The 25,323-nt window shown below is 68.7% G+C and carries 20 protein-coding genes; 4 read left to right on the top strand and 16 right to left on the bottom strand.

All coding sequences use genetic code 11. From position 1 onward, the window contains the following. Nucleotides 1-15: 15 nt before the first annotated feature. The 9 genes from A5764_RS21670 to clpB form a co-directional block, all read right to left on the bottom strand. Nucleotides 16-1,827: an MFS transporter gene (locus tag A5764_RS21670; RefSeq protein WP_231989781.1), complete on the bottom strand. Its 1,812-nt coding sequence runs from the start codon at nt 1,825-1,827 to the stop codon at nt 16-18. Nucleotides 1,828-1,961: 134 nt separating this feature from the next. Then, the gene (locus tag A5764_RS21665; protein ID WP_067116971.1) at nt 1,962-2,600 is read right to left on the bottom strand and encodes an SRPBCC family protein; all 639 of its coding nucleotides are present in this window, start codon (nt 2,598-2,600) and stop codon (nt 1,962-1,964) included. Between the two features lie 59 nt (nt 2,601-2,659). Beyond that, entirely contained in the window at nt 2,660-3,799 is a 1,140-nt protein-coding gene (locus tag A5764_RS21660) for an XdhC family protein (protein WP_067116968.1), read from the bottom strand. A gap of 196 nt (nt 3,800-3,995) precedes the next feature. Continuing rightward, nucleotides 3,996-4,640 (bottom strand): RNA methyltransferase, encoded by a 645-nt coding sequence (locus A5764_RS21655; RefSeq protein ID WP_067116964.1) that lies wholly within the window; start codon nt 4,638-4,640, stop codon nt 3,996-3,998. Further along, nucleotides 4,637-5,536 (bottom strand): hypothetical protein, encoded by a 900-nt coding sequence (locus A5764_RS21650; RefSeq protein ID WP_067116961.1) that lies wholly within the window; start codon nt 5,534-5,536, stop codon nt 4,637-4,639. The genes A5764_RS21655 and A5764_RS21650 overlap by 4 nt, the downstream gene beginning before the upstream one ends. Nucleotides 5,537-5,542: 6 nt before the next feature. Continuing rightward, nucleotides 5,543-6,082, bottom strand: a complete 540-nt coding sequence (gene pyrE, locus A5764_RS21645; protein ID WP_067116958.1) for an orotate phosphoribosyltransferase — start codon at nt 6,080-6,082, stop codon at nt 5,543-5,545. Beyond that, nucleotides 6,069-6,842 (bottom strand): SDR family oxidoreductase, encoded by a 774-nt coding sequence (locus tag A5764_RS21640; protein ID WP_067116955.1) that lies wholly within the window; start codon nt 6,840-6,842, stop codon nt 6,069-6,071. The genes pyrE and A5764_RS21640 overlap by 14 nt, the downstream gene beginning before the upstream one ends. A gap of 55 nt (nt 6,843-6,897) precedes the next feature. After that, complete coding sequence (ttfA, locus tag A5764_RS21635) at nt 6,898-7,767, bottom strand: trehalose monomycolate transport factor TtfA (protein ID WP_067116950.1); 870 nt, start codon at nt 7,765-7,767, stop codon at nt 6,898-6,900. 154 nt (nt 7,768-7,921) lie between these two features. Next, nucleotides 7,922-10,468: an ATP-dependent chaperone ClpB gene (gene clpB, locus A5764_RS21630; RefSeq protein ID WP_067116949.1), complete on the bottom strand. Its 2,547-nt coding sequence runs from the start codon at nt 10,466-10,468 to the stop codon at nt 7,922-7,924. 263 nt (nt 10,469-10,731) lie between these two features. Here clpB and A5764_RS21625 point away from each other — a divergent pair, with 263 nt between their 5' ends. From A5764_RS21625 to A5764_RS21615, 3 genes are read left to right on the top strand one after another with little or no spacing between them, the layout of a single operon-like run. Next, entirely contained in the window at nt 10,732-11,910 is a 1,179-nt protein-coding gene (locus tag A5764_RS21625) for an FAD-binding oxidoreductase (protein WP_067116947.1), read from the top strand. Between the two features lie 3 nt (nt 11,911-11,913). Next, nucleotides 11,914-12,864 (top strand): aldose 1-epimerase, encoded by a 951-nt coding sequence (locus A5764_RS21620; RefSeq protein WP_067116945.1) that lies wholly within the window; start codon nt 11,914-11,916, stop codon nt 12,862-12,864. Nucleotides 12,865-12,909: 45 nt separating this feature from the next. Continuing rightward, nucleotides 12,910-16,101, top strand: coding sequence for an adenylate/guanylate cyclase domain-containing protein (locus A5764_RS21615; RefSeq protein WP_067116942.1), 3,192 nt, complete (start codon nt 12,910-12,912; stop codon nt 16,099-16,101). A gap of 18 nt (nt 16,102-16,119) precedes the next feature. On the opposite strand, the gene A5764_RS21610 is transcribed toward A5764_RS21615, so the two are convergent. The 7 genes from A5764_RS21610 to A5764_RS21580 form a co-directional block, all read right to left on the bottom strand. Further along, complete coding sequence (locus tag A5764_RS21610; protein ID WP_067116939.1) at nt 16,120-16,962, bottom strand: DUF5995 family protein; 843 nt, start codon at nt 16,960-16,962, stop codon at nt 16,120-16,122. A 96-nt stretch (nt 16,963-17,058) separates the two neighbouring features. Then, nucleotides 17,059-18,180 carry an oxygenase MpaB family protein gene (locus tag A5764_RS21605; protein WP_067116937.1) on the bottom strand — a complete coding sequence of 374 codons (1,122 nt, stop codon included), beginning with the start codon at nt 18,178-18,180 and terminating at the stop codon, nt 17,059-17,061. 149 nt (nt 18,181-18,329) lie between these two features. Continuing rightward, nucleotides 18,330-18,719, bottom strand: coding sequence for a heat shock protein transcriptional repressor HspR (locus A5764_RS21600; RefSeq protein WP_067116936.1), 390 nt, complete (start codon nt 18,717-18,719; stop codon nt 18,330-18,332). Then, nucleotides 18,719-19,900: a molecular chaperone DnaJ gene (gene dnaJ / locus A5764_RS21595; RefSeq protein WP_067116933.1), complete on the bottom strand. Its 1,182-nt coding sequence runs from the start codon at nt 19,898-19,900 to the stop codon at nt 18,719-18,721. Before dnaJ ends, A5764_RS21600 begins: the two co-directional genes overlap by 1 nt. Before the next feature lie 52 nt (nt 19,901-19,952). Then, nucleotides 19,953-20,636, bottom strand: coding sequence for a nucleotide exchange factor GrpE (grpE, locus tag A5764_RS21590; protein WP_067116929.1), 684 nt, complete (start codon nt 20,634-20,636; stop codon nt 19,953-19,955). Further along, nucleotides 20,633-22,504, bottom strand: a complete 1,872-nt coding sequence (gene dnaK, locus A5764_RS21585; RefSeq protein ID WP_067116920.1) for a molecular chaperone DnaK — start codon at nt 22,502-22,504, stop codon at nt 20,633-20,635. Before dnaK ends, grpE begins: the two co-directional genes overlap by 4 nt. A 292-nt stretch (nt 22,505-22,796) precedes the next feature. Continuing rightward, nucleotides 22,797-23,732, bottom strand: coding sequence for a LysR family transcriptional regulator (locus A5764_RS21580; protein ID WP_231989780.1), 936 nt, complete (start codon nt 23,730-23,732; stop codon nt 22,797-22,799). A 96-nt stretch (nt 23,733-23,828) separates the two neighbouring features. Between A5764_RS21580 and A5764_RS21575 the strand changes: the two genes are divergently transcribed. Continuing rightward, nucleotides 23,829-25,322 (top strand): aldehyde dehydrogenase, encoded by a 1,494-nt coding sequence (locus A5764_RS21575; RefSeq protein ID WP_067116917.1) that lies wholly within the window; start codon nt 23,829-23,831, stop codon nt 25,320-25,322. Nucleotide 25,323: the final 1 nt, after the last annotated feature.

Here is a 25,323-nt window from a genome sequence, read left to right as displayed (position 1 = left end):
GCGCAGCGCACCGAGCTAACGTCGGTTGACGGATTCGCAGTCGCGCAGGTTGGCCAGTTGGTTGAGTGCGCCGGGCCGATAATGCTCGACCTGCGCTTTTGTTTTGGCAACACAGCTCCGCACGACCTCATCGTACGAGTGCGATCGATGCGACGTTGCCGCCATGATTGCGACCAAAATCACCGCAATTCCCGCCACTATCCCAAACAGACTGGGGCCCAATGCTATTGGCTTGGCGCGGCGTGGGTGCGATGCCGGCCGGGGCTGCGTCTTCGGGCGCTCCTTCGGGCGCCGCGATCTCAATTCGTTGGCGAGGTAGTGGTTTTCAGCTTCCAAGCGCGCGATCTGTCGCTTGAGATCGAGTATTTGCCTGGGGATGATGCGGGCGGTTGCGCCCGGTGCCGCGGACTTCGGTCGGCCCGATTCATCCGATTCATCGCCGACGGGCGTCCCCCGCAGCAGCAGCGTGGTAACCCCCGCGCCGGCCACGAACAAGGCGCAGCTGACGCCGAACGCGACGGTGTAGCCGTGGATCGCGGCCGCGGCTCGCAGGGCGGGGCTCGGCGACCTATGACTGGTCATATAGTGGCTGAGGGCCGATGCGAAAATCGTTGAAAGCGCGGCCGTTCCAATGGCACCACCGATCTGCTGGCTGGTGTTCACCATCGCCGAGGCCACTCCGGCGTCCGCATCGGTGACGCCGGCGGTTGCGGTGGCGATTGCCGGAGCGAAAGTCAGCCCCATGCCCACCCCAAGGAGCAGGAGCGGGCCGAGCACGTTGCCCGCATAGGTCGAGTGAATATCCAGGTGGGCCAGCAAAAACATGCCAAAAGCGGCGATGAGCATCCCGGGCGGGACCACACGTCGCGGACCCAGCTTCGGGATCAATCGGGCGTTGGCCACGGCGGCCGCCACCGCAACGCCCCCGGCCAGCGGCAGGAACGCCACGCCCGTCCTCAGCGGGCTGTAGCCCAGGTTCTGCTGGGCGTAGTACGTCAGGAACAGGAAGGCGCTGAACATGCTGCAGAAGGCGATCATGATGGCCAGATATGCGCCAACGCGGTTGCGGTCCATGACAATCCGCAGCGGCAGCAGCGGGGCGGCCGCTCGTGTCTCGATCACCCCGAACGCAACAAGCAGCAGGCCACTACCGATGAACATCACAATGGTCAGCGGCGCGCTCCAACTGTCCGTTTCGGCGTTGGATAGGCCATAGACCAAGCAGAACAGGCCTGCCGAGCCGGTGATGACGCCGGGCCAGTCGAGCCGGACCACGCTGCCGCGGTCGTCTCGGGCCGCAACGAAAACCAGCACGCCGGCGGCGGCGACGATCGCGAAGATCAAGTTCACATAAAGGCACCATCGCCACGACAGCCATTCGGTGAGCGCGCCGCCGAGCAGCAGCCCGACGACAGCGCCGCCGCCGGCAATCGCGCCATACACGGCGAGTGCCTTGCCGCGCTGCTTGGCGTCGGTGAAAGTGACGTTGAGAGTGGACAGGGCCGCCGGGGCCAGCACCGCTGCGAAGACACCCTGGAGGGCTCGCGCGATCGCCAGCATCGCAAAGCCACTCGACGCACCACCAACCGCTGAGGCGAAGGCGAACCCGAGCAAGCCGACCAGCAGCGTGCGGCGGCGCCCGACGATATCGGAGAGGCGCCCGCCGAGCAGCAACAGGCTGCCGAAGGAAAGGGAATAGGCGGTGATGATCCACTGCCTACTCTCGGTGCCGAAATGCAGGGCCGCCTGCGCGGAAGGCAACGCTATGTTGACGATGGTGGTGTCGAGCACCACCATCAATTGCGCGACGCCGATGACGGCCAGCACCAGCCATTGGTGCGATCCGCGTCGTCGGCCCGATGGTTGCTCCCAGGCGAAGTCGGTTTCGGTGGCGATTTCCACGCACCTCTGGTACCCGCTACGGCGCTATGGCAAGCCAAGGCCGGGGTGCTCGGAGACAGCTACCTTCTGCGGCCCAGTACCCAACCCAGCACCAGCGCGGCGAGCACGGCCAGCGCGGCCGGACCGTACTTCTTGAGCTGCCCGCCGCCGGCGAGGTTCAGCAGGTCGATGGGCTCCGGCTCGGCAGCGGCGGCCGCGGCCGCCATATCGAATGGTGCCGCGGGGCTCGCCGGGGTCGCTGGACTCGCAGCGCTCTGCGCGGCCAGCTCGGCCTCGAGCGATTCCACGAATTGGCCCAGCAGCTTCTCCGAAACCTGCTGCAGCATCCCGCTGCCGAACTGGGCCAGCTTGCCGGCGATCTTCAGGTCGGTGTCGACGGTGACGCTGGTGCGGTCCCCATCCTCGTGCAGCTGGGCGGTGACCGTCGCGGCCGCATTGCCGGTGCCCCGCGATTCCTTGCCTTTGCCGTCGATGACCGCCCGATGCTTTTCGCGGTCCAGCTCGACGAAGCGCACCTTGCCACTGAACTCGCTGGTCACCGGCCCCACCTTGACCTTGACCTTGCCGAGGTAGTCGTCGCCCTCGTGGCCGGTCAGCTGGGCTCCCGGCATCAGCGGGATCACCTGCTCCAGGTCGCACAGCACGTCCCAGGCCTGCTCGATGGGTGCGCTGACGGTGAACTGGTTGGCGATCTTCATGCGGTGGGTCCTCTCGTGTGCGGCCGATGAACGCGTTGCGGATCAGAGTACGGCCGTCACTACGGCCGTAGAGTCGGGTCCCGCACATCGTGGTGGATTCGGCCCGCGGTCTGCGTCAGGGGCCGGCCCCCGCCGCCCCAGCGCTTGGCGATGATGTCGGCGGCGATCGACACCGCCGTCTCCTCCGGGGTGCGGGCGCCCAGGTCCAAGCCGATGGGGCTGGACAGCCGGCTCAGCGCGTCGTCGCTCAGCCCCGCGGCGCGCAGCCGGTCCATCCGGTCGTCGTGCGTGCGGCGTGACCCCATCGCGCCCACGTACCCGACGCCGAGCCGCAGCGCCACCTCGAGCACCGGCACGTCGAATTTCGGATCGTGGGTGAGCACGCAGATCACCGTGTTCCGGTCGATGGCGCCCGCTTCGGCCTGCGCGGCGAGGTAGCGGTGCGGCCAGTCGACGACGACGTGGTCGGCGGTCGGGAAGCGCACCGGCGTGGCGAACACCGCGCGGGCGTCGCAGACGGTGACCCGGTAGCCGAGGAACGACCCCTGCTGCGCCAGGGCCGCCGCGAAGTCGATGGCACCGAACACCAGCATCCGCGGGCGCGGCGCATAGCTGGACACGAAGACCTCCATGCCTTCGCCCAGCCGCTGGCCGTCGGGGCCGTACTCGATGACCTCGCTGCGGCCCACCGCCAACAGGCCGCGCGCGTCGTCGGCGACCGCGGCGTCGGCGCGCGCCGAACCAAGCGATCCCGCCACCGTGTCCGGCCGCACGACGACCCGGCGCCCTACCCGGTCGGCGTCGGGGTGGGCGATGACGGTGGCGACCGCGACCGGGCGATGCTCGCCGATGTCGTCGGCGAGGGCGTCGAGCCCGGGAAACGTCGCCCGCGATATCGACTCGACGAAGATGTCGATGACGCCGCCGCAGGTGAGCCCGACCGCGAACGCGTCGCCGTCGCTGACGCCGTACCGTTCCAGCCGCGGCGTCCCCGTCTTCGCAACCTCGGCGGCTAGCTCGTACACGGCGCCCTCCACGCAGCCGCCCGACACCGAGCCCGTCACTGAACCGTCCGGCGCCACCACCATCGAGGCGCCCGGCGGCCGGGGCGCGGACCGGAAGGTTCGCACCACCGTCCCGAGCCCCGCGATGTCCCCGGCACGCCAGATCTTTATCAGCTCGGCAAGCACGTCGCGCACCCATTCAAAGTAAGCGCACGCCCTCGCCCGCGGGGAGTTCGGCCAAACCCTGGAAATTTCCGTGGCGGGAGGGCAAGCCGAAGCAAGTGTGCGCCCCGGGATTTCGGTGTGAAGCCTGGGTGCGAAATAGGCCGAAATCCCCGCCGGCAATTCACACCGAAAGCCGTCAACGCACACTCATTGCGGTGAACGGCGCTTACCAGGCGCGTGACAGGTCCCCGTGCCGGCGGATCCACGCGTGCATCGCGATCCCGGCGGCGACGCCGGCGTTGATGCTTCGGGTCGAACCGAATTGGGCGATCGACACCGTGAACGCCGCGCCGGCGCGGATGTCGTCGGTGATGCCGGGGCCCTCCTGACCGAACACCATCAGGCACTCGCGCGGCAGCGCGGTCTCCTCCAGGCGCGCCGCACCGGGCACGTTGTCGACCGCGACGACGGTCAAACCGGCGCCGGCCGCGAAGTCGAGCAGCGCGGCGGTGCTGTCGTGATGGCACAGCCGCTGGTAGCGGTCGGTCACCATGGCGCCGCGGCGGTTCCAGCGCCGCCGCCCGACGATGTGCACGGTGTCCACCGCGAAGGCGTTGGCCGTGCGCACCACCGAGCCGATGTTGGCGTCGTGGCCGAAGTTCTCGATCGCCACGTGCAGGGGGTGCCGGCGCCGGTCGATGTCGGCGATGATCGCTTCCCGCGTCCAGTACCGGTAGGCGTCGACGACGTTGCGAGTGTCGCCGTCGCGCAACAGGTTTCGGTCATACCGAGGGTCGTCGGGAAGGTCGCCCGGCCATGGGCCGACGCCGCCGGACGGTGTCCCCCACTCGGTGGGCCCGGGTTCGGTCATCGCTGCGTCCACACACCGGCGTGGGTACCGTCGACCGCCACGGTCGCGTACAGCAGCGCCTCGTTGATCTCGCCCTGGGTGCACAGCGACGCGCTGACGTGCACCGAGTCCTGCGACGCGTCGGGCAGGATCAGCACCGACGACCCGTACGTCGCGCAGGCCGGGTTCAACCCCCGGCCCGGCACGGTCGGCGACGCGAGCAGCATCATCGGGCCGCCGCGGGCGGCGGAGTCGTCGCGATACCGCGCCGCGAGGGCGTCGGCTTCCAGGCCCAGCAGCATGTAGCCGTTGCCGGTGAACGCCGCGGGGTCGCCGAGCTGCGCCTTGGTCACCGGGGTGCCGTCGGCGCGCCACGCCGACAGACTGACGGTCTTGACCACCAGGCCGGTGTCGTTGGCGTTGGTCGGCAGCAAGCCCACCGGAAACGCCACCGGGTAGGCCGACGAGCTGTTCGGGATGCGGTCGCGCGGCGAGTAGCTGTACACCCCGCGCACCTGGCTTCGATCTTTCAGCGGCCCAAGGCAAACCGCACCGGTGAGCCGGTCCGGCGGCGCCGACAGCGGGTTCTTGACGTCGTGCACGCTTGCCGCGGCGTTATCGCAGCTGCCCAGGCCGCCGGCCTCCAGCGGGTGCGCCAGCGCGCCGTAGAGCCCGAAGCGGATGTCCTCGGGTTTCGCGTGCGGCGCATGGGGATCCGCCGGCGACGCGTCCACGTCGATCAGCACATAATCGCCGTCCCAGCGCAGGTTCGACACCGACATGTTCCAGCCCAGCAGCGCCAGCGACTCGCCGATGCGCGCGCCCTGGGCGCCGTAGGGCCGAACGGGGCGGTTGGAGCCCGAACACCCCACCAGGCCCACGGCCAGGCAGGCGATGAACGCGATCAAACGGCGCAATGCGGCCTAACCCAGGCCCAGGTCGGCCAGGCCCAGCACGCTGCGGTACAACAGTCCCTCGGCCTGGATGGCCTCGGCGGCGCCGGTGTCGCGGTCCACCACGGTGGCCACGCCGATGACGTCGCCGCCCGCGTCCTGGACGGCGTGCACCGCCGTCAGCGCCGAGGCGCCGGTGGTGCTGGTGTCCTCCACCACCAGGACCCGCTTGCCGGACACCTCGGATCCTTCGATAAGGCGTTGCAGGCCATGGGTTTTGGCGGACTTGCGCACGACGAACGCGTCGATCGGGCGCCCGGGCGCGTGCATGACGGCCGTCGCGACCGGGTCGGCGCCCAGGGTCAGGCCCCCGACCACCACGTAGTCCCAGTCGGCGGTGAGTTCGCGCATCAGCGTGCCGATCAGCGCCGAGGCCCGGTGGTGCAGGGTGGCGCGGCGCAGGTCGACGTAGTAATCGGCCTCCTTGCCCGACGACAGCGTGACGCGGCCGTACACCACCGAGAGCCGTCGCACCAGCTGCGCGAGCTCCTCGCGATCAGGTCCGCCCACGACCGCCGCCGACTCGCTTGGTGGCGGCGCGCGCCAGGCCCCGAGGCATGATCCGCCCGGCGGCGACGAGAACCTTGTACTGCACGCCGGGAACGCTGATCGCCTTGCCGGCGGCGACGTCGGCCAGGCTCCGGTCGACCACGTCGTCGACCTCGAGCCACAGGAACGACGGCAGCCTGGCCATGTCGATGCCGGCGCGGGCATGGAATTCGGTGTGCACGTACCCCGGGCAGACGGCGTGCACGCCGACGCCGGTGCCCTGCAGGCCGACGGCCAGGCCCTCGCTGAACGCGATCACCCACGCCTTGGACGCCGAATAGGTGGAGCCGCGTCCGGGCACCAGCCCGGCCACACTGGCGACGTTGATGACGGTCCCGGCGCCGGCGTCGAGCATGGCGGGCAGCGCAGCGCGGGTGAAATGCATGAGCGCCGTGACGTTGACGTCGAGCTGGGCCTGCAGCAGGGCGGGGTCGGCCGTCCAGAAGTCGCCGGAGGTGCCGAAGCCGGCGTTGTTCACCAGGACCCGCACCCCCGCGGCGAGCCGCTGGGTGACCTTGTCGCGGTCGGCGGCGTCGGCCAGGTCGGCGGGCAGGATCTCGACGCTGACGCCGCCGCCCCCGAGTTCGGCTGCCAGCTTCCTCAACCGGTCGACGTCGCGGGCGACCAGGACAAGGTCGTGGCCGTCGCTCGCATAGCGTCGCGCGTAGCCGGCGCCGATCCCCGACGTGGGCCCGGTGATCAGGGCTACAGGGCGAGGCATGAGCGACAGTCTAACGACGGGGTCCGAGCGGTCCCGCTCCCCGTTGGGCGCGCTGTCAGCGCTGGTAGTTGCCGGCCTGCTGGCCGTTGCGGCCGGTCGGCGGCGGGCGGCGAACCGCGTCGGTGCGGCCCTCGGACCGCGGCTGCTCGCGGCGCACCGGCTCGGGGGCGCGGCGGCCCGACTCGCCCAGCAGCCCGGCCACATCCTGTTGCGGGCGCCTGGAGGTCAACTCCATGCGGGCCGCCGGGGCCAGGGGGCGGCTCGGTGCGGCGCTGCGAAGCCCCGCAGGCGCTCCCGCCTCCTGCGGAGTCTCCTGGGGCGCCGGTGGCAGCACCCGCAGCAGGTCGTTGAACTGGCGCACGGTGCGCAGGCCCTCGTCCCATTGCGTGCGCGTGGACGAAACCGGCATCGCGACCAGCGTCCAGTTCTGCTCGTTCCACATGATCTCGGCGCAGTCGGGCGCGGTGTGGGCAAAGGTGACCATGCGCCGGTCGCAGGCCCGACGGGCCGCGTCCAGGTTGGTGGAGTACACCATCCGCGGCCCGATCGCGCCCAGCAACCAAATGTCGCTCTCCCGTGGTTCTTTCAGGCCCTTGAGCCGCAAATCGACCACGACGTTGGTGCCGACCTTGCGGTGCAGCGCGATCACCGTGGCGACCTCCTCGAGGTCGAAGATGTACACCGCCTCGCCGCGGATCTGGCCCAGCACCACGTTGTGGGCCGCCACGTCGCCGACCGTGGAGATCACGCCGCGCTTCCAGCGCTTCAGGATGTCGGTCGACTCACGCTCGTAATCGAAGCCGTGCGACCGCGCCCACGACTTGCGGCGCCGGCTGCGCCCGCGACGCCGATCGACGTCGACGTAGAGCAGCACCCCGGCACCGACAAAGCACAGTGCGGAGAGCGTGAACCAAAGGGGGACCATCCCACACAGGGTATCTGCTACAGGGCCGGAACACAGAAGCCCGGCAGGTCACAACCCCGTTACAGCGCGCATTGACCGAGGCGCACCCCGAACGTCGACTTGTTGAGCGTTTCGGAGGGGCAGATTCCGACAACAAGTCGACGCTCGAGATGGATCAGCCCAAAATCAGCGAGTCGCCGTCCGGGCTGACGTTCACCGGAACGGTGTCGCCGTCGTGCACATCGCCCGCCAGCAACAGCTTGGCCAGCTGGTCACCGATGGCCTGCTGCACGAGCCGTCGCAGCGGCCGCGCGCCGTAGACGGGATCGAACCCGCGGTGGGCCAGCCACTGCTTGGCCGGCAGCGACACCTCCAGTGTCAGGCGACGCTGGGCCAGCCGCTTCTGCAGCTGGGCCAACTGGATGTCGACGATCTGCACCAGCTCACCGGGCTCGAGGCCGTGGAAGATGATCACGTCGTCGAGCCGGTTGATGAACTCTGGCTTGAACGCCGACCGCACCGCGGCCATCACCTGCTCCTCGCTGCCGCCCGACCCGAGGTTGGACGTCAGGATCAGGATGGTGTTGCGGAAGTCGACCGTGCGGCCCTGCCCGTCGGTGAGCCGGCCCTCGTCGAGCACCTGCAGCAGCACGTCGAACACGTCCGGGTGGGCCTTCTCGATCTCGTCGAACAGGATCACCGTGTACGGGCGCCGGCGCACCGCCTCGGTGAGCTGACCGCCCTGGTCGTAGCCGATGTAGCCCGGAGGGGCACCGACGAGCCGGGCGACCGAGTGCTTCTCGCCGTACTCGCTCATGTCGATGCGGACCATCGCGCGTTCGTCGTCGAACAGGAATTCCGCCAGCGCCTTGGCCAGCTCCGTCTTCCCGACGCCCGTGGGGCCCAGGAACATGAACGAGCCGGTCGGCCGGTTCGGGTCGGCGACCCCGGCCCTGCTCCGACGCACCGCGTCGGACACGGCGGTAACCGCTTTCCGTTGGCCGATGACGCGCTTGCCCAGCTCGTCTTCCATGCGCAGCAGCTTGGCGGTTTCGCCTTCGAGCATCCGGCCGGCGGGAATGCCGGTCCACGCCGACACCACCTCGGCGATGTCGTCGGGTCCGACCTCCTCCTTGAGCATCACCTGCTCGCGCGCCTGCGCCTGCGGCAGCGCCGCGTCCAGCTTCTTCTCCACCTCGGGGATCCGCCCGTAGCGCAGCTCGGCGGCCTTGGCCAGGTCGCCGTCGCGCTCGGCACGCTCGGATTCGCCGCGCAGGGTCTCCAGCTGTTCCTTGAGCTCGCGGACGATGTCGATCACGTTCTTCTCGTTCTGCCACCGCGTGGTGAGCTCGGCGAGCTCCTCCTTCTTGTCGGCCAGCTCGGCGCGCAGCTTCTCCAGCCGCTCCTTGGACGCGTCGTCCTCTTCCTTGGACAGCGCCATCTCTTCGATCTCCAGCCGGCGCACCAGCCGCTCGACCTCGTCGATCTCGACGGGGCGCGAGTCGATCTCCATCCTCAAGCGCGACGCCGCCTCGTCCACCAGGTCGATGGCCTTGTCCGGCAGGAACCGCGCGGTGATGTAGCGGTCGGACAGCGTCGCGGCGGCCACCAGCGCGGAGTCGGTGATGCGCACGCCGTGGTGCACCTCGTAGCGGTCCTTCAGCCCGCGCAGGATGCCGACGGTGTCCTCCACCGACGGCTCGCCGACGAACACCTGCTGGAACCGCCGCTCCAGCGCGGCGTCCTTCTCGATGTACTTGCGGTACTCGTCGAGCGTGGTGGCGCCGACCAGCCGCAGCTCGCCGCGGGCCAGCATCGGCTTGATCATGTTGCCGGCGTCCATCGAGCCCTCGCCGGTCGCGCCGGCGCCCACGATGGTGTGCAGCTCGTCGATGAAGGTGATGATCTGACCGGCCGAGTTCTTGATGTCGTCGAGGACGGCCTTGAGCCGTTCCTCGAACTCGCCGCGGTACTTCGATCCGGCCACCATGGAACCGAGGTCGAGCGCGACGATCGTCTTGTCGCGCAGGCTTTCCGGGACGTCGCCGGCCACGATGCGCTGGGCCAGGCCCTCGACGATCGCGGTCTTGCCGACGCCGGGCTCACCGATCAGCACCGGGTTGTTCTTGGTGCGCCGGGACAGTACCTGCACGACGCGGCGAATCTCGTTGTCCCGCCCGATGACCGGGTCGAGCTTGCCCTCGCGGGCCTGCGCCGTCAGGTCGGTCGAGTACTTCTCCAGCGCCTGGTAGGTGGCCTCCGGTTCCGGGCTGGTGACCCGCCCGCTGCCGCGGACCTTGACGAACGCCTCCCGCAACGCCTGCGGAGACGCGCCGTGCCCGGTCAGCAGCTTGGCGACGTCGGAGTCGCCGGTGGCCAGCCCGACCATCAGGTGCTCGGTGGAGACGTATTCGTCGTCCATCTCGGTCGCCAGTTGCTGAGCCGTGGTGATGGCCGCCAGGGATTCGCGCGACAGCTGCGGTTGCGAGCTGGCACCGCTGGCCTGCGGCAGCCGGTCCAGGATCCGCTGCACTTCGGCGCGGATGGCGGCGGGCTCGACGCCGACAGCCTCCAGCAGCGGCGCGGCGATCCCGTCGTTCTGTGTCAGCAGCGCCAACAGCAGGTGAGCGGGCCTGATCTCGGGGTTGCCGGCGGCCGAGGCCGCTTGCAGGGCCGACGTCAGGGCCGCCTGCGTCTTGGTGGTCGGGTTGAAAGAGTCCACGAAGATCTCCGTTTGGGGTCAAATAGGTGGTCTGGAAAATGCTTGTCGCGTTATTCAACGCCGTCAAGGTTGAGTCTGTTCCGCTCAACTCTAGCAATTTTGACGCACCCCCGGGCGCGGGGGCCTGGATCGACGTCCCGTTTTACACATGTAAAATAGCCAACCTCCCTATCCACGGTTCTGGCGTGACTCTCGGTGCGGATGGGGTTCGTGAGGTGAATCGCGCGGTTGCGGGGTCGGCGCCGAGCCTAGAATCGGGGCCCGTGAGCCTAGAGGACCGCGATGCGCTGCAAGTGCTGCGCGACGCCTTTAGGCAGGACGACCCGGGTCGCGGCAAGGCCGACGAGCTCGTCCACCGGTTCTACACCCACTGGTTCGCCCTCGACGTCTCGGTGCGCGACCTGTTCCCGCCCGAAATGCACGCTCAGCGGGCGGCTTTCGCCCACGCGCTGCACTGGGTTTACGGCGAGCTGGTGGCCCAGCGCGCCGCGGAGCCGGTGGCGTTTCTGGCCCAGCTCGGGCGCGACCACCGCAAATTCGGCGTGCAGCCAAGCCACTACGGCACGTTGCGGCGCGCGTTGTATGCGACCTTGCGCGGCAGGCTGGGCGAGGCGTGGACCGACGCCGTCGACGCAGCGGCCCATCAGTCGCTCAACCTGATCACCGGGGTGATGAGCGGGGCCGCCGAGGCCGAGGAGGGCCCGGCCTGGTGGGACGGAACGGTCATCGAACACAACCGGGTTTCGCGCGATTTGGCGGTCGTCCGGCTGCGGCTGGACCGCCCGATGCACTACTACCCCGGCCAGTACGTCGACGTCCATGTCCCGCAGTGCCCGCGCCGGTGGCGCTACCTGAGCCCGGCGATTCCGGCCGACCCGGACGGCGGGATCGAGTTCCACATCCGCCTTGTTCCGGGCGGCCTGGTGAGCACCGCCATCGTCAACGAGACCCGGCCCGGCGACCGGTGGCGGTTGTCCAGCCCGCACGGCGGCCTGCGGGTCGACCGCGACGCCGGGGACGTGCTGATGGTGGCCGGCAGCACCGGTCTGGCGCCACTGCGGGCGCTGATCATGGACCTCAGCCGCTACGCGGTGAACCCGCGCGTGCACCTATTCTTCGGCGCCCGCTACCGCTGCGAGCTCTACGACCTGCCCACCCTGTGGCAGGTGGCGCAGCACAACCCGTGGCTGTCGGTCTCGCCCGTCTCGGAGTACGGCGGCGACCCGCCGTGGGCCGCCGACTACCCCGACGTCACGCCGCCGCGCGGCCTGCACGTGCGCCAAACCGGCCGGCTGCCCGACGTGGTGGCCAGATACGGCGGCTGGGGCGACCGCCAGATCCTGATCTGCGGCGGACCGGCGATGGTCCAGGCCACCAAGGCCGCCCTGATCGCCAAAGGCACTCCGCCCGAACGCATTCAACACGACCCGCTATGGAGGTGAGCCATGCATGTTGTCACACTGACCGACCCGTCATCGCCGGTGGCCGCGCAGTTCGTGCCCGAGGCCGGCATGATCGGCACGTCGCTGACCGACTCGGGCGCAGAGCTTTTGGGCCAGCGACGCGGCCTGGACGCCTACCTGACCGCGGCCAAGACGATGGGAATCCCGATCCTGTACCCGTGGGCGAACCGGTTGGGCGCCAACACCTATACGGCGGAGAACGTGACGGTGGCCCTGACGCCCGGCGAAAACGGTGTGCGTGCCGACCCCAACGGGTTGCCCATCCACGGCACGCTGGCGGCCTATCCGGGCTGGAGGGTCACGGCGGAGTCGGGAAACGAACTAAGCGCCGAGGTCGATTTCGGCGCCGACGCGCGCTTGCTGGCAACCTTTCCGTACCCGCACGTTCTCGCGGTGACGGCGCGGCTGGCCGAGCGCACGTTGACGGTTCGGACGACGGTGACCGCGACCGGTGACCTGGCGGTACCGCTGTGCTTCGGCTTTCACCCCTACCTGCGCCTCCCCGACGTCGCCCGCAGCGACTGGGTCATCGAGACGCCGCCGCTGCGGCACCTGGGCCTCGACGACCGCGGCCTGCCCACCGGCGAATCCGAACAACAGCCTGCCAAGCGAGAACGCCTGGGCGGCAATGCTTTTGACGACGCCTACGACCAGGTAGCCGACGGGGCGGTGTTCGCGGTGTCCGGCGGCGGGCGACGCATCGAAGTGCATTTCGAGCGAGGATTCCCGGCGACGCAGATCTTCGCGCCGCTCGCCGAGGACCCCGAGAAGGCTCCCGAAAAAGACGTGGTGTGCTTTGAGCCGATGACCGCCCCCACCGACGCGCTGCGCCGCGGCGGCTACCGGTGCGCGCGTCCCGGCGAACCGGCGGTCGCCGTGTTCTCAATTCGCGTTCAGCCGAGCCCATTCGGCGACCCAGCCAACATGCGCTGAACGATGTCCGCCGGGTAAAGTCCCAATCCCGGGCAGGAGGAGCATGTGAGCCCTGGCGATAGCGGTGAATCGATCGACGACTTGCTCGATCGCGCAGTGCGGGCCCTCAACGAGGGTGACCGCGCGACCGCCACGTCGTTGGCCGGGCAAGTCCTTGCGGTCGACCGGGGCAACCCCGAGGCCGAGGATCTTCTCGCCGCTCCGGCCCACCACGGTGAGATACGCCGGCTTACCATCATGTTCGCCGACCTGGTCGAATCCACGGCGCTGTCCACCCGGCTAGATCCGGAGCCGTACCACACGCTGGTCGGGCGATACCGCGAGGAGGTGCGCCGGGCCGTCGAGCGCTACGAAGGCCACATCGGCTCGATCAAGGGCGACGGGTTGTTGGTCGTGTTCGGCCACCCCACGGCGCATGAGCACGACGTCCGTCGCGCCGTCGCGGCAGCGCTGGATATCACCCGCGCGGTCACGCGGCTCAGCCAGCGGGCCCAACGCACGTTCGGCGTGGCCATCGACGTACGGGTCGGCGTGCACCGCGGCCTGGTTTACCTCGACACCGAGCAGGACGACGTCTACGGGTTCGCCGCCAATCTGACCGCGCGTCTGTGCAGTGTGGCCGAGCCCGGCACGGTGGTGGTCTCCGAGGCCGTCGCCCCGCTGTTGCGTGACTCGTTTGAACTCCACACACGTTCGGCGGTCACGGTCAAGGGCGTCGACGCACCGATCACCCCTCTTTTGGTGCTCGGTGAGCGACCAGATGGGCCGCCACCCGGCTCGCCTCCCCTGATCGGGCGTGACCGTGAGCGGGACCGGCTGCAGCACGCCTGGGACCTGGCCCGCGCGGGGACGCTGAGCACTCCGGGCGTGGTGCTGCGCGGCGAGCCGGGAATCGGCAAGACGCGGCTCGCGACCGAGATCGCCCAGATCGTCGAGAAGTCCGGCGGCGCCGTCATTGAGCTCAGGGGCTCACCGTTACACACCGACAGCGGCCTGCACCCGGTGCGCAGGCTGATAGAACGACGCTGCGGGATCACCCGGCTGACCGAGGGCGCCGAGCGGCTGCGCCTGCTGGAGTCCGAATTGAACTCGTGCTCGCTGGATCCGGCCCGCACGGTGCCACTGTTGGCGCCGGTGCTGGGCATTGCACCCGAGCATGGTTATCGCCCGGCCGCCGTGGAGGGCCGCGGTCTCTATCAGTTGATCGGGGAAACGGTGCACCAGTACGTGATGTCGTGCTTGCATCACGAACCGGGCCTGGTCATCGCCGAAGACGTCCACTGGTTTGACTCGTCGACCGTGGAGTTGCTCGGCTCGCTGCTCTCGCGCGCGGACGGGCGAGAGCTGGTGGTGATGACCGGGCGTGAGGGGGACTGGTTTCACACGGATTGGGCGGCAGAGGTTTTGGAGCTGAAGCCGCTCACGGATCAAGAGTCCGACACCTTGATCAAAGCCCTGGACCCGACGTTGTCGCGCGACCGCCGTGGCCAAGTGCGCGACCGGTGCGACGGGATCCCCCTCTACATCGAGCACGTCGTGGCGGGCATGCGCGCGGCCGTCGAGGAACCGGCGGTGCCGGAGGCGCTGTATGCGCCCCTGTTCGCGCGATTGCATGCGCGCCCCGACGTCGTGCCAGTGGTCGAGGCGGCGGCCGTGATCGGGCGCGCCGGTGACCTGCAGCTGCTTCGGTCGGTGGCCGCAGACCGCACTGCCGATGTCGACGACGTCGTCGCCGAGCTGGTGCGGGCGCGCGTCCTCGAACGAAGCGGCACCCACGGCTGGCGGTTCCGCCACGAGCTGCTCCGGCAGGTGGCGACCGAGCTGGCCCCGCCATCGCTGCGCCGCTACCTGCATAACCGGGCCGCCCGGGCGTTGGCCGACACGGCAACGGCCGCCGAATCGGACTGGCGGGTGGTCGCCGCCCACTTCGCGCAAGCCCACCAGTACGACGACGCCGTCGAGGCGTACCGGAAGGCCACGGTCAGCGCGCGTCGCCGCGGCGCTGTCCACGAGGCACTCGCTTGCCTGACCGCGGCGCTCGAGCAGCAAGCGCACTGCGCGGCGGGCTCAACGCGGGACCGCACGGAAATCGCACTCCGGCTGGAGCGTGGGTTCTTGGCGGGCACCGTGCAGGGCAGCCAAAGCGGTGAGGGGCCAGCTGATTTTCAGCGATGCCTGGCGCTGGCCAGTGCCGGCAACTATCAGGACGAATTGTTCAGCGCCCTCTGGGCGCTGGTCAGCTACTACATACCGCGGGCCGATTTGCGGCGCGCCCACCGGCTGCTGGACTCGCTGGCCACCCGGACGACCAGCACCCGCTCCTGGAATCACACGGCCATCGCGTCGACGTTGGGTTCGGTCAGCTGGCTGGAGGGCAATTTCGGCACCGCGCGGAAGCATCTGCTGACGGCGCTGGAGAATCGTTCGGCCGCCGATCCGCGGGTGCTGGAAACCGCCTTCTGGGTTGCCCCCGACCCGGTCACAACAGCACACACCTTCCTGGCCCTGACGCATATGCTCGGCGGGCACCTCGAATGTGCCGAGGCGGAATTCGACTACGCGCTGCGCCGCTGTGACGAACTGGGCTTTCCCCGAAACGCCCACAACCGAGCGCACACGCTCTACATGAAAACCTGGGTTTCGCTGGAGGCGAGGCAGCTTGAGAAGGCGGCCACTCTGATGGCGCGCCTTCGCGAATTGAGCGAGCAGTCGGGGCTCGACCTGTGGCAATGGGTCGGCAGGACCCAACACGCCACCGTCAAGGCGCTCGCCGCGCTTGCCGGGGGTACCGACGCCGCTTCCCTGACTGAGCAAGCCGAGAAGTTGGCGCACCGGGTGGACGCGTCGCGCCGGATGAGTCTTAACAGCTACCTGACCTTTCACGACGGGGTCATCGGACGCCTGCTGGTGGCAGCCGGTCGGCCGGAGAAGGCACGCGAGCGGCTGGACATGTCGTTGCGCCATGCGCAAGAGACGGGCATGCGCTTCTATGACGCCGAGGTGCTCCGCGTGCGGGCGCACACCTTCGCCGAACCGGAGGAACGCCGCACCGCGCTGGCCGACGCGATTCAATGCGCACGCCACCAAGGCGCAACGTTGTTCGAATTGCGCTGTCTGATCGATTCTTTCGATATCTTCGGGGAGGGCAGCCGGTCGCAGTTGGCCGATGTGGTGAGGCGCTTCACCGATGCCGCTCATTGGCCGGAACTCGAACGGGCGCAGCAGATTCTGTCGTGACTCACCGTCGCGGCCAGATCAGCGGTGACCCTTCGCCGCCTTCTCGGGGCGCCTCGAGATTCCTTCCAGCGCATCGAGGTTGCTCCGAACGTCGTCGCACTCATGCTTGGCGACGGCACGAATGAGCCGCGGGAACGGCGACCACCGCCCGGTCGGCTGCAGATACCAGGAACTCAGTGTCGCGGTCCATGCCTCCTGGTGCACCGTCTTCTCTCTCGCGTTCGGCGGATGCATCGCCATGTAGCGCGCGAAAAGCCAAGCCCCCTCACGCATTTTCGTCAGCTGTCCCTGCATGACGCGGATCTCGTCCGGTATCAGCAATCGGGCCCAGCGGAGTTCAGGCGACAACCGCTGGACCTCCCTATTGATGCCCGGGATCTGCCCGCACAGCAGCTCGTTGACGCGGTCGTAATCTTTCCTCAGCGAGTCCGGCCAGTCACCGGCAACCGACAGCAGGGCGAGACCCAGGTCGAAGCTGATGTGCGCATTCAGTCCGGCCAACATGTGCTGCAGGATGATCGCCTGGTGGTCCGGGTCGCCGACGAATGCGACTTCCCACGGAAGCGTCAGACCCTCGAATTCGTCCGGGTAGAAGTAGGCGTTCAACGCGTTGAAATAACGCTTGGCGAAGGCTACGTCGAGCCGCTCGATGCGGGCCCCGTCGAGGAACCTCCCGTCGTTGACGGCGTCCCGGATGGCGAGAGTGATCCGGCGGTAGAGGACGGCGAAGTAACCGATACCGCTCCGTGTTTCTTTGGCCCAGTCGATTACCCGATCGATATTGCGCAGGACATCGTCGATGGTGCCCGGTTCTTCGATGCGGTCCAGTGCAACGGGGCCGACAGGCGCGGGGAGACACATCTGGGAAGACCCTCCATTTCAATCGATTACAGTCGCTGTCCGCACCAGCGTGGAGCGGCCGAGTGGTGCCGTCACGAGTAGCCGACTACTCCAATGTCACGTGGAGAGCTCCCAACTGCGGGCGAGGTGATCGGGCATCGCGAACGGGGCCCGCTCCCCTCCCCGCTCGAGCCGGAAAATCCCGTGTAAGAGGTTGCGCCCGAACGGGTACGCCAGTTCCGACATCGCCTGGTATCGCGGCGACTCGCGTTGGCTTTGCCCGAAGACGTGCACGTAAACCCACTTCGTGGCGGCGTCGAGCCGCCCGAGTTCGGGGAGATCCGACTTCGGCACCAGCAGCAGGTCGGCGGCCTCGTCGCCGATCAGATGGCGAATCAACGGAGGGATCGTGTCGTCGAATCGGTGGAAGGGCGTCAGTTCGTCGAGCAGCTTGAGGAGCGCGGCGGCCATATCCTGCCCTTCGGGCGACGCCCTGAATTGCCTGCGCCGGATGGCGTCGACCAGCGCGGCGGCATCGGTTTTGTCGTGCACCATCATCTCGTCGCTCAAGCCGAGCAGATGTCCGATGACATTCCAGGTATGGAGATACGCGTCGACGTCCTTGGCCGGAAGGCGCACGCCGAGGCGGGGCATCGGCTCGGCGACGACGTAGGAGAAGGTGAGCAGCGTCCCGGCGAGGTCCTCCTGGTTGATCGGCGTGCCCCAGTTGGGTGTGTCCCACAACCCTGGCTGTTTTGCGTTGCGGGCCTTGATCAAGTTGCGCACGGCGGAGTGCATCAGCCGGACCCGCTGGATGGTGCGCCGGCCCTTGCCATGGTCGTCGAGGCCGCCGACGGCGAGCACGTCCATCAGGAACTGGCCGGTCTCCATCACGCGGCGACGCGCGTCCGTATCGAGTCGGGCGGTCAGGTAGAGCACCTTCACGCCGTTGGCAGCCGCGTACGCCGCGGGCAGCGACGCGCAGAACAGGCAGAGCGTGATGAGGACGCCCCATGTCTCGAACAGCTGCTGGCCGCGTTTGATCTTGTCCAGGTCGGCCCACGGCGGCAGGGGCTGCGTCTCGGCCAGGTAGTCCTGAATCTCTTTGGGCAAACCCGGCGGCACCGGCTGATCGTTGCTGACCAAAGTGCGCATGATCGCGTTGACCGCGTCGATTTCGCCCGCCTTGAGCACGGCCTCGACCTTGCCGTCGAGCAGCGAATCACCTTGCTGTCGCATGCCATCGAGCCGCGCGTCCGTCCATCGAGAGCTTGCCTTGGCGCTCGCCATGCAGGTAGCTTCCCAGATTTCGCGGCTATTGCCAGGGGCTACGGCCAGTTAAGTACGCTCGGCCGCAACACGAGTAGCCGCCTACGCAGTGACGAATGTCAGCCGCGTGCCTTGCGCGGCTGCCACACCACCACGGCGGTGCTCTTGGGCAGCACCGCGACTTCGCGGCGCTGGCTGGCGCGCACCTGAGCCAACTCCTCGGTCAATTCCTTGACCCGCGCCTGCAGGGCGTCCACCTGGTTGGTCAGCTCGATGATGCGCTTGATGCCGGCCAGGTTGACACCCTCGTCCTGGGAGAGCCGCTGCACCTCGCGCAGTAGCTCGACGTCGTGCTGCGAATAGCGCCGTCCCCCGCCGGAAGTGCGCCTCGGGCTGACGAGCCCGAGGCGGTCGTAGGTGCGCAGGGTCTGCGCGTGCATGCCGGCCAGCTCGGCGGCCACCGAGATCAGGAAGCTCCTCGAGTCTGGTTCCTTCGGGGTATTTGCCATCAGCGATTACCCGCCCATCCGGCGCGTGGGTTGAAACCACTGGCACGCTCGGCGTCCGCGTAGGCCTCCAGCGCCTCCTGCGCCTTGCCTTCCAGGTTCGGCGGGACGGCCACCTTCACGGTGACCAGCAGGTCACCGCTGCCGCCGCCGCGCTTGGGCACGCCGCGTCCACGCACCCGCAGGATGCGGCCGTCAGCGGTGCCCTTGGGCACCCGCACACCGACCTTGCCGTCCAGCGTCGGTACGGAAAGTGTTGAGCCCAAAGCCAATTCGGTGAAGCTGACCGGAACGGTCACGGTGAGGTCGTCGCCGTCGCGGCCGAAGACCTTGTCGGGACGCACGTGCACCGTCACATACAGGTCACCGGACGGCGCGCCGCGCAACCCGGCCTCGCCCTGCCCGGGCAGCCGGATCCGCTGCCCGTCCTCGACGCCGGGCGGGATCCGCACGTTGATGGTGCGGGTGCGGGTCGTCACGCCGGTGCCTTTGCACTCCTCGCAGGGATGCTCGATGATCGAGCCGCTGCCCCGGCAATCGGTGCACGGTTCGGAGAAGCCGAACGCGCCCTGGTTGCGGTTGATCACGCCGGAGCCGTTGCAGCTGGGGCACACCTTCGGGCTGGTGCCTGGGCGCGCGCCGCTGCCATGGCAATTCGTGCACGGCGCCGGGCTGGTCAGCCGCAGAGGCATCGCCACGCCCTTGGCCGCCTCGACGAAATCCAGCTCGGCCTCGGTCTCCAGGTCGTTGCCGCGTCGCGGCCGGCTCGGACGGGGACTGGCGCCGCGGCCGAACAGGCCGCCGAACAGGTCCCCGATGTTGGCGCCGCCGCTGCGGCCGGCGGCGTCGAACAGGTCGCTGAGGTTGAAGTCGGCACCGTCCCCGCCGACGTTGAAGCTGAACCCGCCGCTTCCACCGTCGAACCTGCGTCCGCCGAAACCGCCGCCGGCGAACAGGCGGCGGGTTTCGTCGTACTCCTTGCGCTTGGCCGGATCGGACAGCACGTTGTGCGCCTCCGACACCGCCTTGAAGCGTTCGCCGGCGGCCGGGTTGTCGGGATTGGCGTCCGGGTGCAGGTCGCGCGCCAGCTTGCGGTAGGCGCGTTTGATCTCTTCTTGGCTGGCGTCAGAGGAGACGCCCAGCTCCTTGTAGAAGTCCTTTTCGACCCATTCACGCTGGGCCATGTCGCGTCACCCCCTCTCACCTTTCTCTATGTACTTGTCCTCGATTCTGTGCCTAGTCACCGGAAGTGTCGGCGTTATCGTCCGTTTCGGGCTGTCCGGTTTCGGCGACGCCTTCGTCGGGCTCGGCCCCGGCGACCGCTGGCTCGTTGCCCGTGACGGTGTCGACGACGCCGACCAGGGCGTGACGCAGGACCTGCTCGCCGAGCTTGTAGCCCTGCCGCATGACGGTGCCGATCACCGGCTTGGAGCCGTCGGCCCCGTCGCCCTCGTGTTGCACGGCTTCGTGCAGGACCGGATCGAAGTCCTCGCCTTCCGCACCGAACGCCGTCAGGCCGAGACCCGTCAGCGCGCTCATCAACTTGTCGGCCACCGACTTCAGCGGGCCCGACTCGAGGTCGCCGTGCTTGCGCGCCCGATCCAGATCGTCGAGCACGCCAAGCAATTGGCCGACGACGGCGGCCTTGGCCCGGTCCGCGGCGGCCTGCTGGTCGCGCAGCGCCCGTTTGCGGTAATTGGTGAAGTCGGCCTGCACCCGCTGCAGGTCGGCGGTCAGCTCAGCGACCTTGGATTCCGTCTCGGTGGCCTTGCCGCCTCCGGACCCGCCCGGCGCCGTCCCTCCCGGCGCCGTCCCTCCCGGCTCGGGGCCGGGAGGGGCGTGCCGAACCTCGCCGGTCTCGGGATCGATGCGCCGCTTGTCGGTGACAGTCACCTGTTCTTGTGGGTTTCCGTCGGTCACTTGGCCTCCCGGTCGTCGTCGACCACCTCCGCGTCCACGACGTCGTCAGCCGAGCCGGCCGAGCCGCCGGGTGCCGACGCGTCGCCGCCGCCGGCCGGTCCACCCTCGGCCTGGGTCGCCTCGTAGATGGCCTGTCCGAGCGCCTGCGACTCCTGGCCGAGCTTTTCCATGGCCGACTTGATCGCGGAGATGTCGGTGCCGCCCAGCGCCGCCTTGGCGTCGGCCACCGCGGCGTCCACCTTGTTGAGCGTGTCCTCGGGGACCTTCGAACCGCCCTCGGCGCCACGCTGTTCAGAGACGAACTTCTCCGTCTGGTAGACCAGCGTCTCGGCCTGGTTGCGGATGTCGGCCTCCTCGCGACGCTGGCGGTCCTCCTCGGCGTGCGCCTCGGCGTCCTTGATCATCCGGTCGATCTCCTCCTTGGACAGGCCCGAGCCCTCCTGGATCTTGATCGTGTTCTCCTTGCCGGTGCCCTTGTCCTTGGCCGTGACGTGCACGATGCCGTTGGCGTCGATGTCGAAGGTGACCTCGATCTGCGGGACGCCGCGCGGGGCCGGCGGGATGCCGGTCAGCTCGAAGCTGCCGAGCAGCTTGTTGTGCGAAGCGATCTCGCGCTCACCCTGGTAGACCTGGATCTGCACCGACGGCTGGTTGTCGTCGGCGGTGGTGAAGGTCTCCGACCGCTTGGTCGGGATCGTGGTGTTGCGCTCGATGAGCTTGGTCATCACGCCGCCCTTGGTCTCGATGCCCAGGCTCAGCGGCGTGACATCAAGCAGCAGAACGTCTTTCACCTCGCCCTTCAAGACACCTGCCTGAAGAGCCGCCCCCACCGCCACAACTTCATCGGGGTTGACACCCTTGTTGGGCTCCTTGCCGCCGGTGAGCTCCTTGACCAGGTCGGTCACCGCAGGCATCCGGGTGGATCCGCCCACCAGCACGACGTGGTCGATGTCCGAGACCGAGATACCGGTGTCGGCGATCACCGACTGGAAGGGCTTGCGGGTGCGGTCCAGCAGGTCCTGGGTGATGCGCTGGAACTCCGCCCGGGTCAGCTGCTCGTCGAGAAACAGTGGGTTCTTGTCGGCGTCGACCGTGATGTAAGGCAGGTTGATCGACGTGCTCTGGCTCGAGCTCAGCTCGATCTTGGCCTTCTCGGCGGCCTCACGCAGCCGCTGCATGGCCATCTTGTCCTTGGTCAGGTCGATGCCGCTGGTGCCCTTGAACTTGTCGACCAGCCAGTCCACGATGCGCTGGTCCCAGTCGTCGCCACCGAGGTGGTTGTCACCGCTGGTGGCGCGCACCTCGACCACACCCTCGCCGATCTCGAGCAGCGAGACGTCGAACGTGCCGCCGCCCAGGTCGAAGACCAGGATGGTCTGTTCCTTCTCGCCCTTGTCCAGGCCGTAGGCCAGCGCCGCCGCGGTGGGTTCGTTGACGATGCGCAGCACGTTCAGGCCGGCGATCTGGCCGGCGTCCTTGGTCGCCTGACGCTGGGCGTCATTGAAGTAGGCGGGCACGGTGATGACCGCGTCGGTGATGTCCTCACCGAGGTACGCCTCGGCGTCGCGCTTCAGCTTCATCAGCACGCGCGCGCTGATCTCCGGAGCGGTGTACTTCTTGCCGTCGATCTCGATAGACCAGTCGGTGCCCATGTGCCGCTTGACCGAGCGAATGGTGCGGTCGACATTGGTCACCGCCTGGTTCTTGGCTGGCTGGCCCACCAGCACCTCGCCGTTGCGCGCGAACGCGACGATCGAAGGGGTGGTCCGCGAGCCCTCGGAGTTCGCGACGACGACGGGGTCGCCACCTTCCAGAACTGCGACGACGGAGTTGGTGGTCCCGAGGTCGATGCCGACCGCACGAGCCATAGTGATGCCTCCTGAGTAGTAGAGCTTGTTGTCGTTGCACTATGCTGAGTGAACCCCGCTCAAGCCTGCCCTTCCGGACGCCGGGGTGTCAACCCAGTCTTGAGCCTGGTTCACTCAACTTGTCGACCATCTTAACGGCGGCCGCCGCCGTCTTGTTCCCGGGTGGTCTCAGCGGACGCCCGACGCGCCTGGGGATCTTGAATGTGCGTCCACGGTGACGACACGCCGGCGGCGGGCGCCCTAGGCGCACAGTGAACGCCGTCGATGCACACTCGACGCCGTCAGCGCAGGCTCACCGCGCTGGGTCCGGGATCATGTCCTCGATCAGGGAGAACACCGCGCGGGTGGCGGCGCTGGGCGACCGGGTCGCCGACATCGCGACGTAGAGGCGCCAGCGGATGTCGTAGTCGGAAATCCGGACCGTCGCCAGGCCGTCATCGCCGATCTCGTCGAGGATGAACCGGCTCAGGAAGCCGATGCCCAGGCCGTTGCGGACGTGCGTCGCGGTGGTGGCGATGTCGGCGACCTCGAGCGCGACCGTGCGCTGCACCCCGGCGGCGGCGAAGGCCCGGTCCACCACGGCCCGGTTGCCATATCCGGGCGGGCCGTCGACGAACGACATCCCGGCCAGCTCGGCCACCGGCACCGACTCCCGCCCGGCAAGCGGGTGGCCGGCCGGCACGATCAGAAGCAGCTGGAAGGCGGCGACGAGGCGGGTGTGCAGGTCGGGCGGCGGCCCGTCGGGGAAGACGAGCAAGGCGACGTCGAGAGTGCCGTCGCGGAGCTGCTGCGCCAGGCCCGCCGAACCGGCCCGGGCGAAACGGATCTGGACCAGCACGCCGGGATGTTGGGCACGGAGGTCGGCCAGCAGCGTCGGCAGGTCAACGTTGTTGATCGACATCAATGTCCCCAGCTTGACGGTGCCGCTGATAGCCCCGCGGGTGGCGGCGACGGCCTCCTTGGCCGCCCGGACGGCGTCGATGGCGGCCCGGGCGTGCGGCGCCAACTCCTGGCCCGCGGGGGTGAGCGCCACCCCGGCCCGGCCCCGGACGAAAAGTTCCGCCCCGAGTTCGCGTTCGAGGGCCTTGATCGTCGCCGACACTCCGGATTGCACGACATGAAGCCGCTTGGCGGCGCGGGTGAAGCTCAGGTTGTCCGTGACGGCAAGGAAGTACTCCAGGTGGCGAAGCTCCACCGAGCCATTATCACCGTTGATGATGACGTTCATCAGGAAATCTCGTTGGCTGAGATACCACCTGTCGACGTAGCGTTCGGCAGAACCATTCGCCGTTCACATCCCACCCCTCACCCGGACGGTGCCCGTATGACTCAGCACACTGCCCTGCCCCTGACCAGGACCCGAACCCGCTGGTCTTCGGCGTCCACCGACGACCAGTTCGTGGTCGAGAACCCGGCGACGGGTCAGACCGTGGCGGTGGTCCAGGGGGCCGGACCCGACGAGGTGGACCAGGCGGTTCGCCGGGCCCACGCCGCACATCTGGCCTGGAAGCAGCGGCCGGCGCGGGAGCGCGGCCGATACCTGCGTCAGATCGCCGAGGTGATCCGCGCCCACGCCGACGAGATCGCCGCGCTCGAGACGCTGGAGATGGGCAAGCCGATCACCCAGGCCCGCAACTTCGACGTGGAAGCCGCGATCGCCATCTTCGAGTACTTCGGCAGCCTGGTCGAGGTGCTGCCCAACCAGGCCCGCGACTACGGCCCGGTCCTGGACGTGACGACGCTGGAACCGTACGGGGTGATCGCCGCCATCGTTCCGTTCAACTGGCCGCCCATCCACACCGCGGGCAAGATCGCCCCGGCGCTGGCCGTCGGCAACGCCGTCGTGCTCAAGCCGCCGGAGCAGACGCCCTCGGTGGTGCTGCGGATGGTGGAACTGATCCAGTCGGTCCTGCCCGACCGGGTGGTGCACGCGCTGCCCGGCCGGGGCGAGGTGGGCGCCGCACTGGCCGGGCACCGACTGGTGGGCAAGGTCTCCTTCACCGGATCGCCGAGGACCGGTGCCGCGGTGCTGCGGACCGCGGCGGGCAACCTCACCCCCACGCTGATGGAGCTGGGCGGCAAGAACCCGTTGGTCGTCTTCGACGATGCCAATCTGCACGAGGCGCTGCTGGCCGCCGTCGACGGCGGCTTCTTCAACCAGGGCGAAGCGTGCACCGCATCGTCGCGGATCCTGGTGCAGGACAGCATCTATGCCGAATTCGAGGAAAAGCTTTGCGCCGCGGTGAGCCGCCTGCGGGTGGGCGACGGCGCCGACCCGGCCACCGACGTCGGGCCGTTGGTCACCCGGGCGCAGCAGAAGCAGGTCCTGGACTACCTGCGGATCGGCGTGGCCGAGGGCGCCCGCATCGCCGCCCAGGCGCCGCTGCCCGACGACCCCCGATTGGCCGAAGGCTTCTACGTCGCGCCGACCGTGCTCACCGAGGTGACCCCCGGGATGCGGGTGGCCCGCGACGAGATCTTCGGCCCGGTGGTCACCCTGCTGCCGTTCACCGACGAGGACGAGGCGGTGCGGATCGCCAACGCCACGCCGTTCGGACTGGTTGCGTCGGTGTTCACCCAGGACGGCGATCGGGCGCTCCGGGTCAGCCGGCGGATCCGGGCCGGGGCCGTCTTCGTCAACAACTATCACCGGATCTCCATCGGCACGGGGTTCGGCGGCGTCGGCCACAGCGGTTTCGGGCGGGAGCACGCCCAGGAGACGCTGGCGGAGTACGGCTACACCAAGACCATCCGGCTGGCCGCCAAGCGCGACGAGCTGCCGTACTGGAGCGCCGCAGCCAGGGTGCTGGCGGGCTAGG

Origin of the sequence: Mycobacterium sp. 852002-51057_SCH5723018, assembly GCF_001667035.1 — a bacterium.
Taxonomy (GTDB): Bacteria; Actinomycetota; Actinomycetes; order Mycobacteriales; family Mycobacteriaceae; genus Mycobacterium.
Note: the sequence above shows the minus strand (reverse complement) of the source record. Positions and strands in the feature narration are given on the sequence as shown.

What these genes read in the sequence shown, in the direction of transcription:
- dnaK (WP_067116920.1), bottom strand. Translation starts at nt 22,504, where the DNA reads ATGGCTCGTGCGGTCGGCATCGACCTCGGGACCACCAACTCCGTCGTC.
- A5764_RS21580 (WP_231989780.1), bottom strand. Translation starts at nt 23,732, where the DNA reads ATGAACGTCATCATCAACGGTGATAATGGCTCGGTGGAGCTTCGCCAC.
- A5764_RS21600 (WP_067116936.1), bottom strand. Translation starts at nt 18,719, where the DNA reads ATGGCAAATACCCCGAAGGAACCAGACTCGAGGAGCTTCCTGATCTCG.
- A5764_RS21655 (WP_067116964.1), bottom strand. Translation starts at nt 4,640, where the DNA reads ATGACCGAACCCGGGCCCACCGAGTGGGGGACACCGTCCGGCGGCGTC.
- A5764_RS21640 (WP_067116955.1), bottom strand. Translation starts at nt 6,842, where the DNA reads ATGCCTCGCCCTGTAGCCCTGATCACCGGGCCCACGTCGGGGATCGGC.
- A5764_RS21620 (WP_067116945.1), top strand. Translation starts at nt 11,914, where the DNA reads ATGCATGTTGTCACACTGACCGACCCGTCATCGCCGGTGGCCGCGCAG.
- dnaJ (WP_067116933.1), bottom strand. Translation starts at nt 19,900, where the DNA reads ATGGCCCAGCGTGAATGGGTCGAAAAGGACTTCTACAAGGAGCTGGGC.
- A5764_RS21610 (WP_067116939.1), bottom strand. Translation starts at nt 16,962, where the DNA reads ATGTGTCTCCCCGCGCCTGTCGGCCCCGTTGCACTGGACCGCATCGAA.
- A5764_RS21575 (WP_067116917.1), top strand. Translation starts at nt 23,829, where the DNA reads ATGACTCAGCACACTGCCCTGCCCCTGACCAGGACCCGAACCCGCTGG.
- A5764_RS21665 (WP_067116971.1), bottom strand. Translation starts at nt 2,600, where the DNA reads ATGAAGATCGCCAACCAGTTCACCGTCAGCGCACCCATCGAGCAGGCC.
- A5764_RS21605 (WP_067116937.1), bottom strand. Translation starts at nt 18,180, where the DNA reads ATGCGACAGCAAGGTGATTCGCTGCTCGACGGCAAGGTCGAGGCCGTG.
- ttfA (WP_067116950.1), bottom strand. Translation starts at nt 7,767, where the DNA reads ATGGTCCCCCTTTGGTTCACGCTCTCCGCACTGTGCTTTGTCGGTGCC.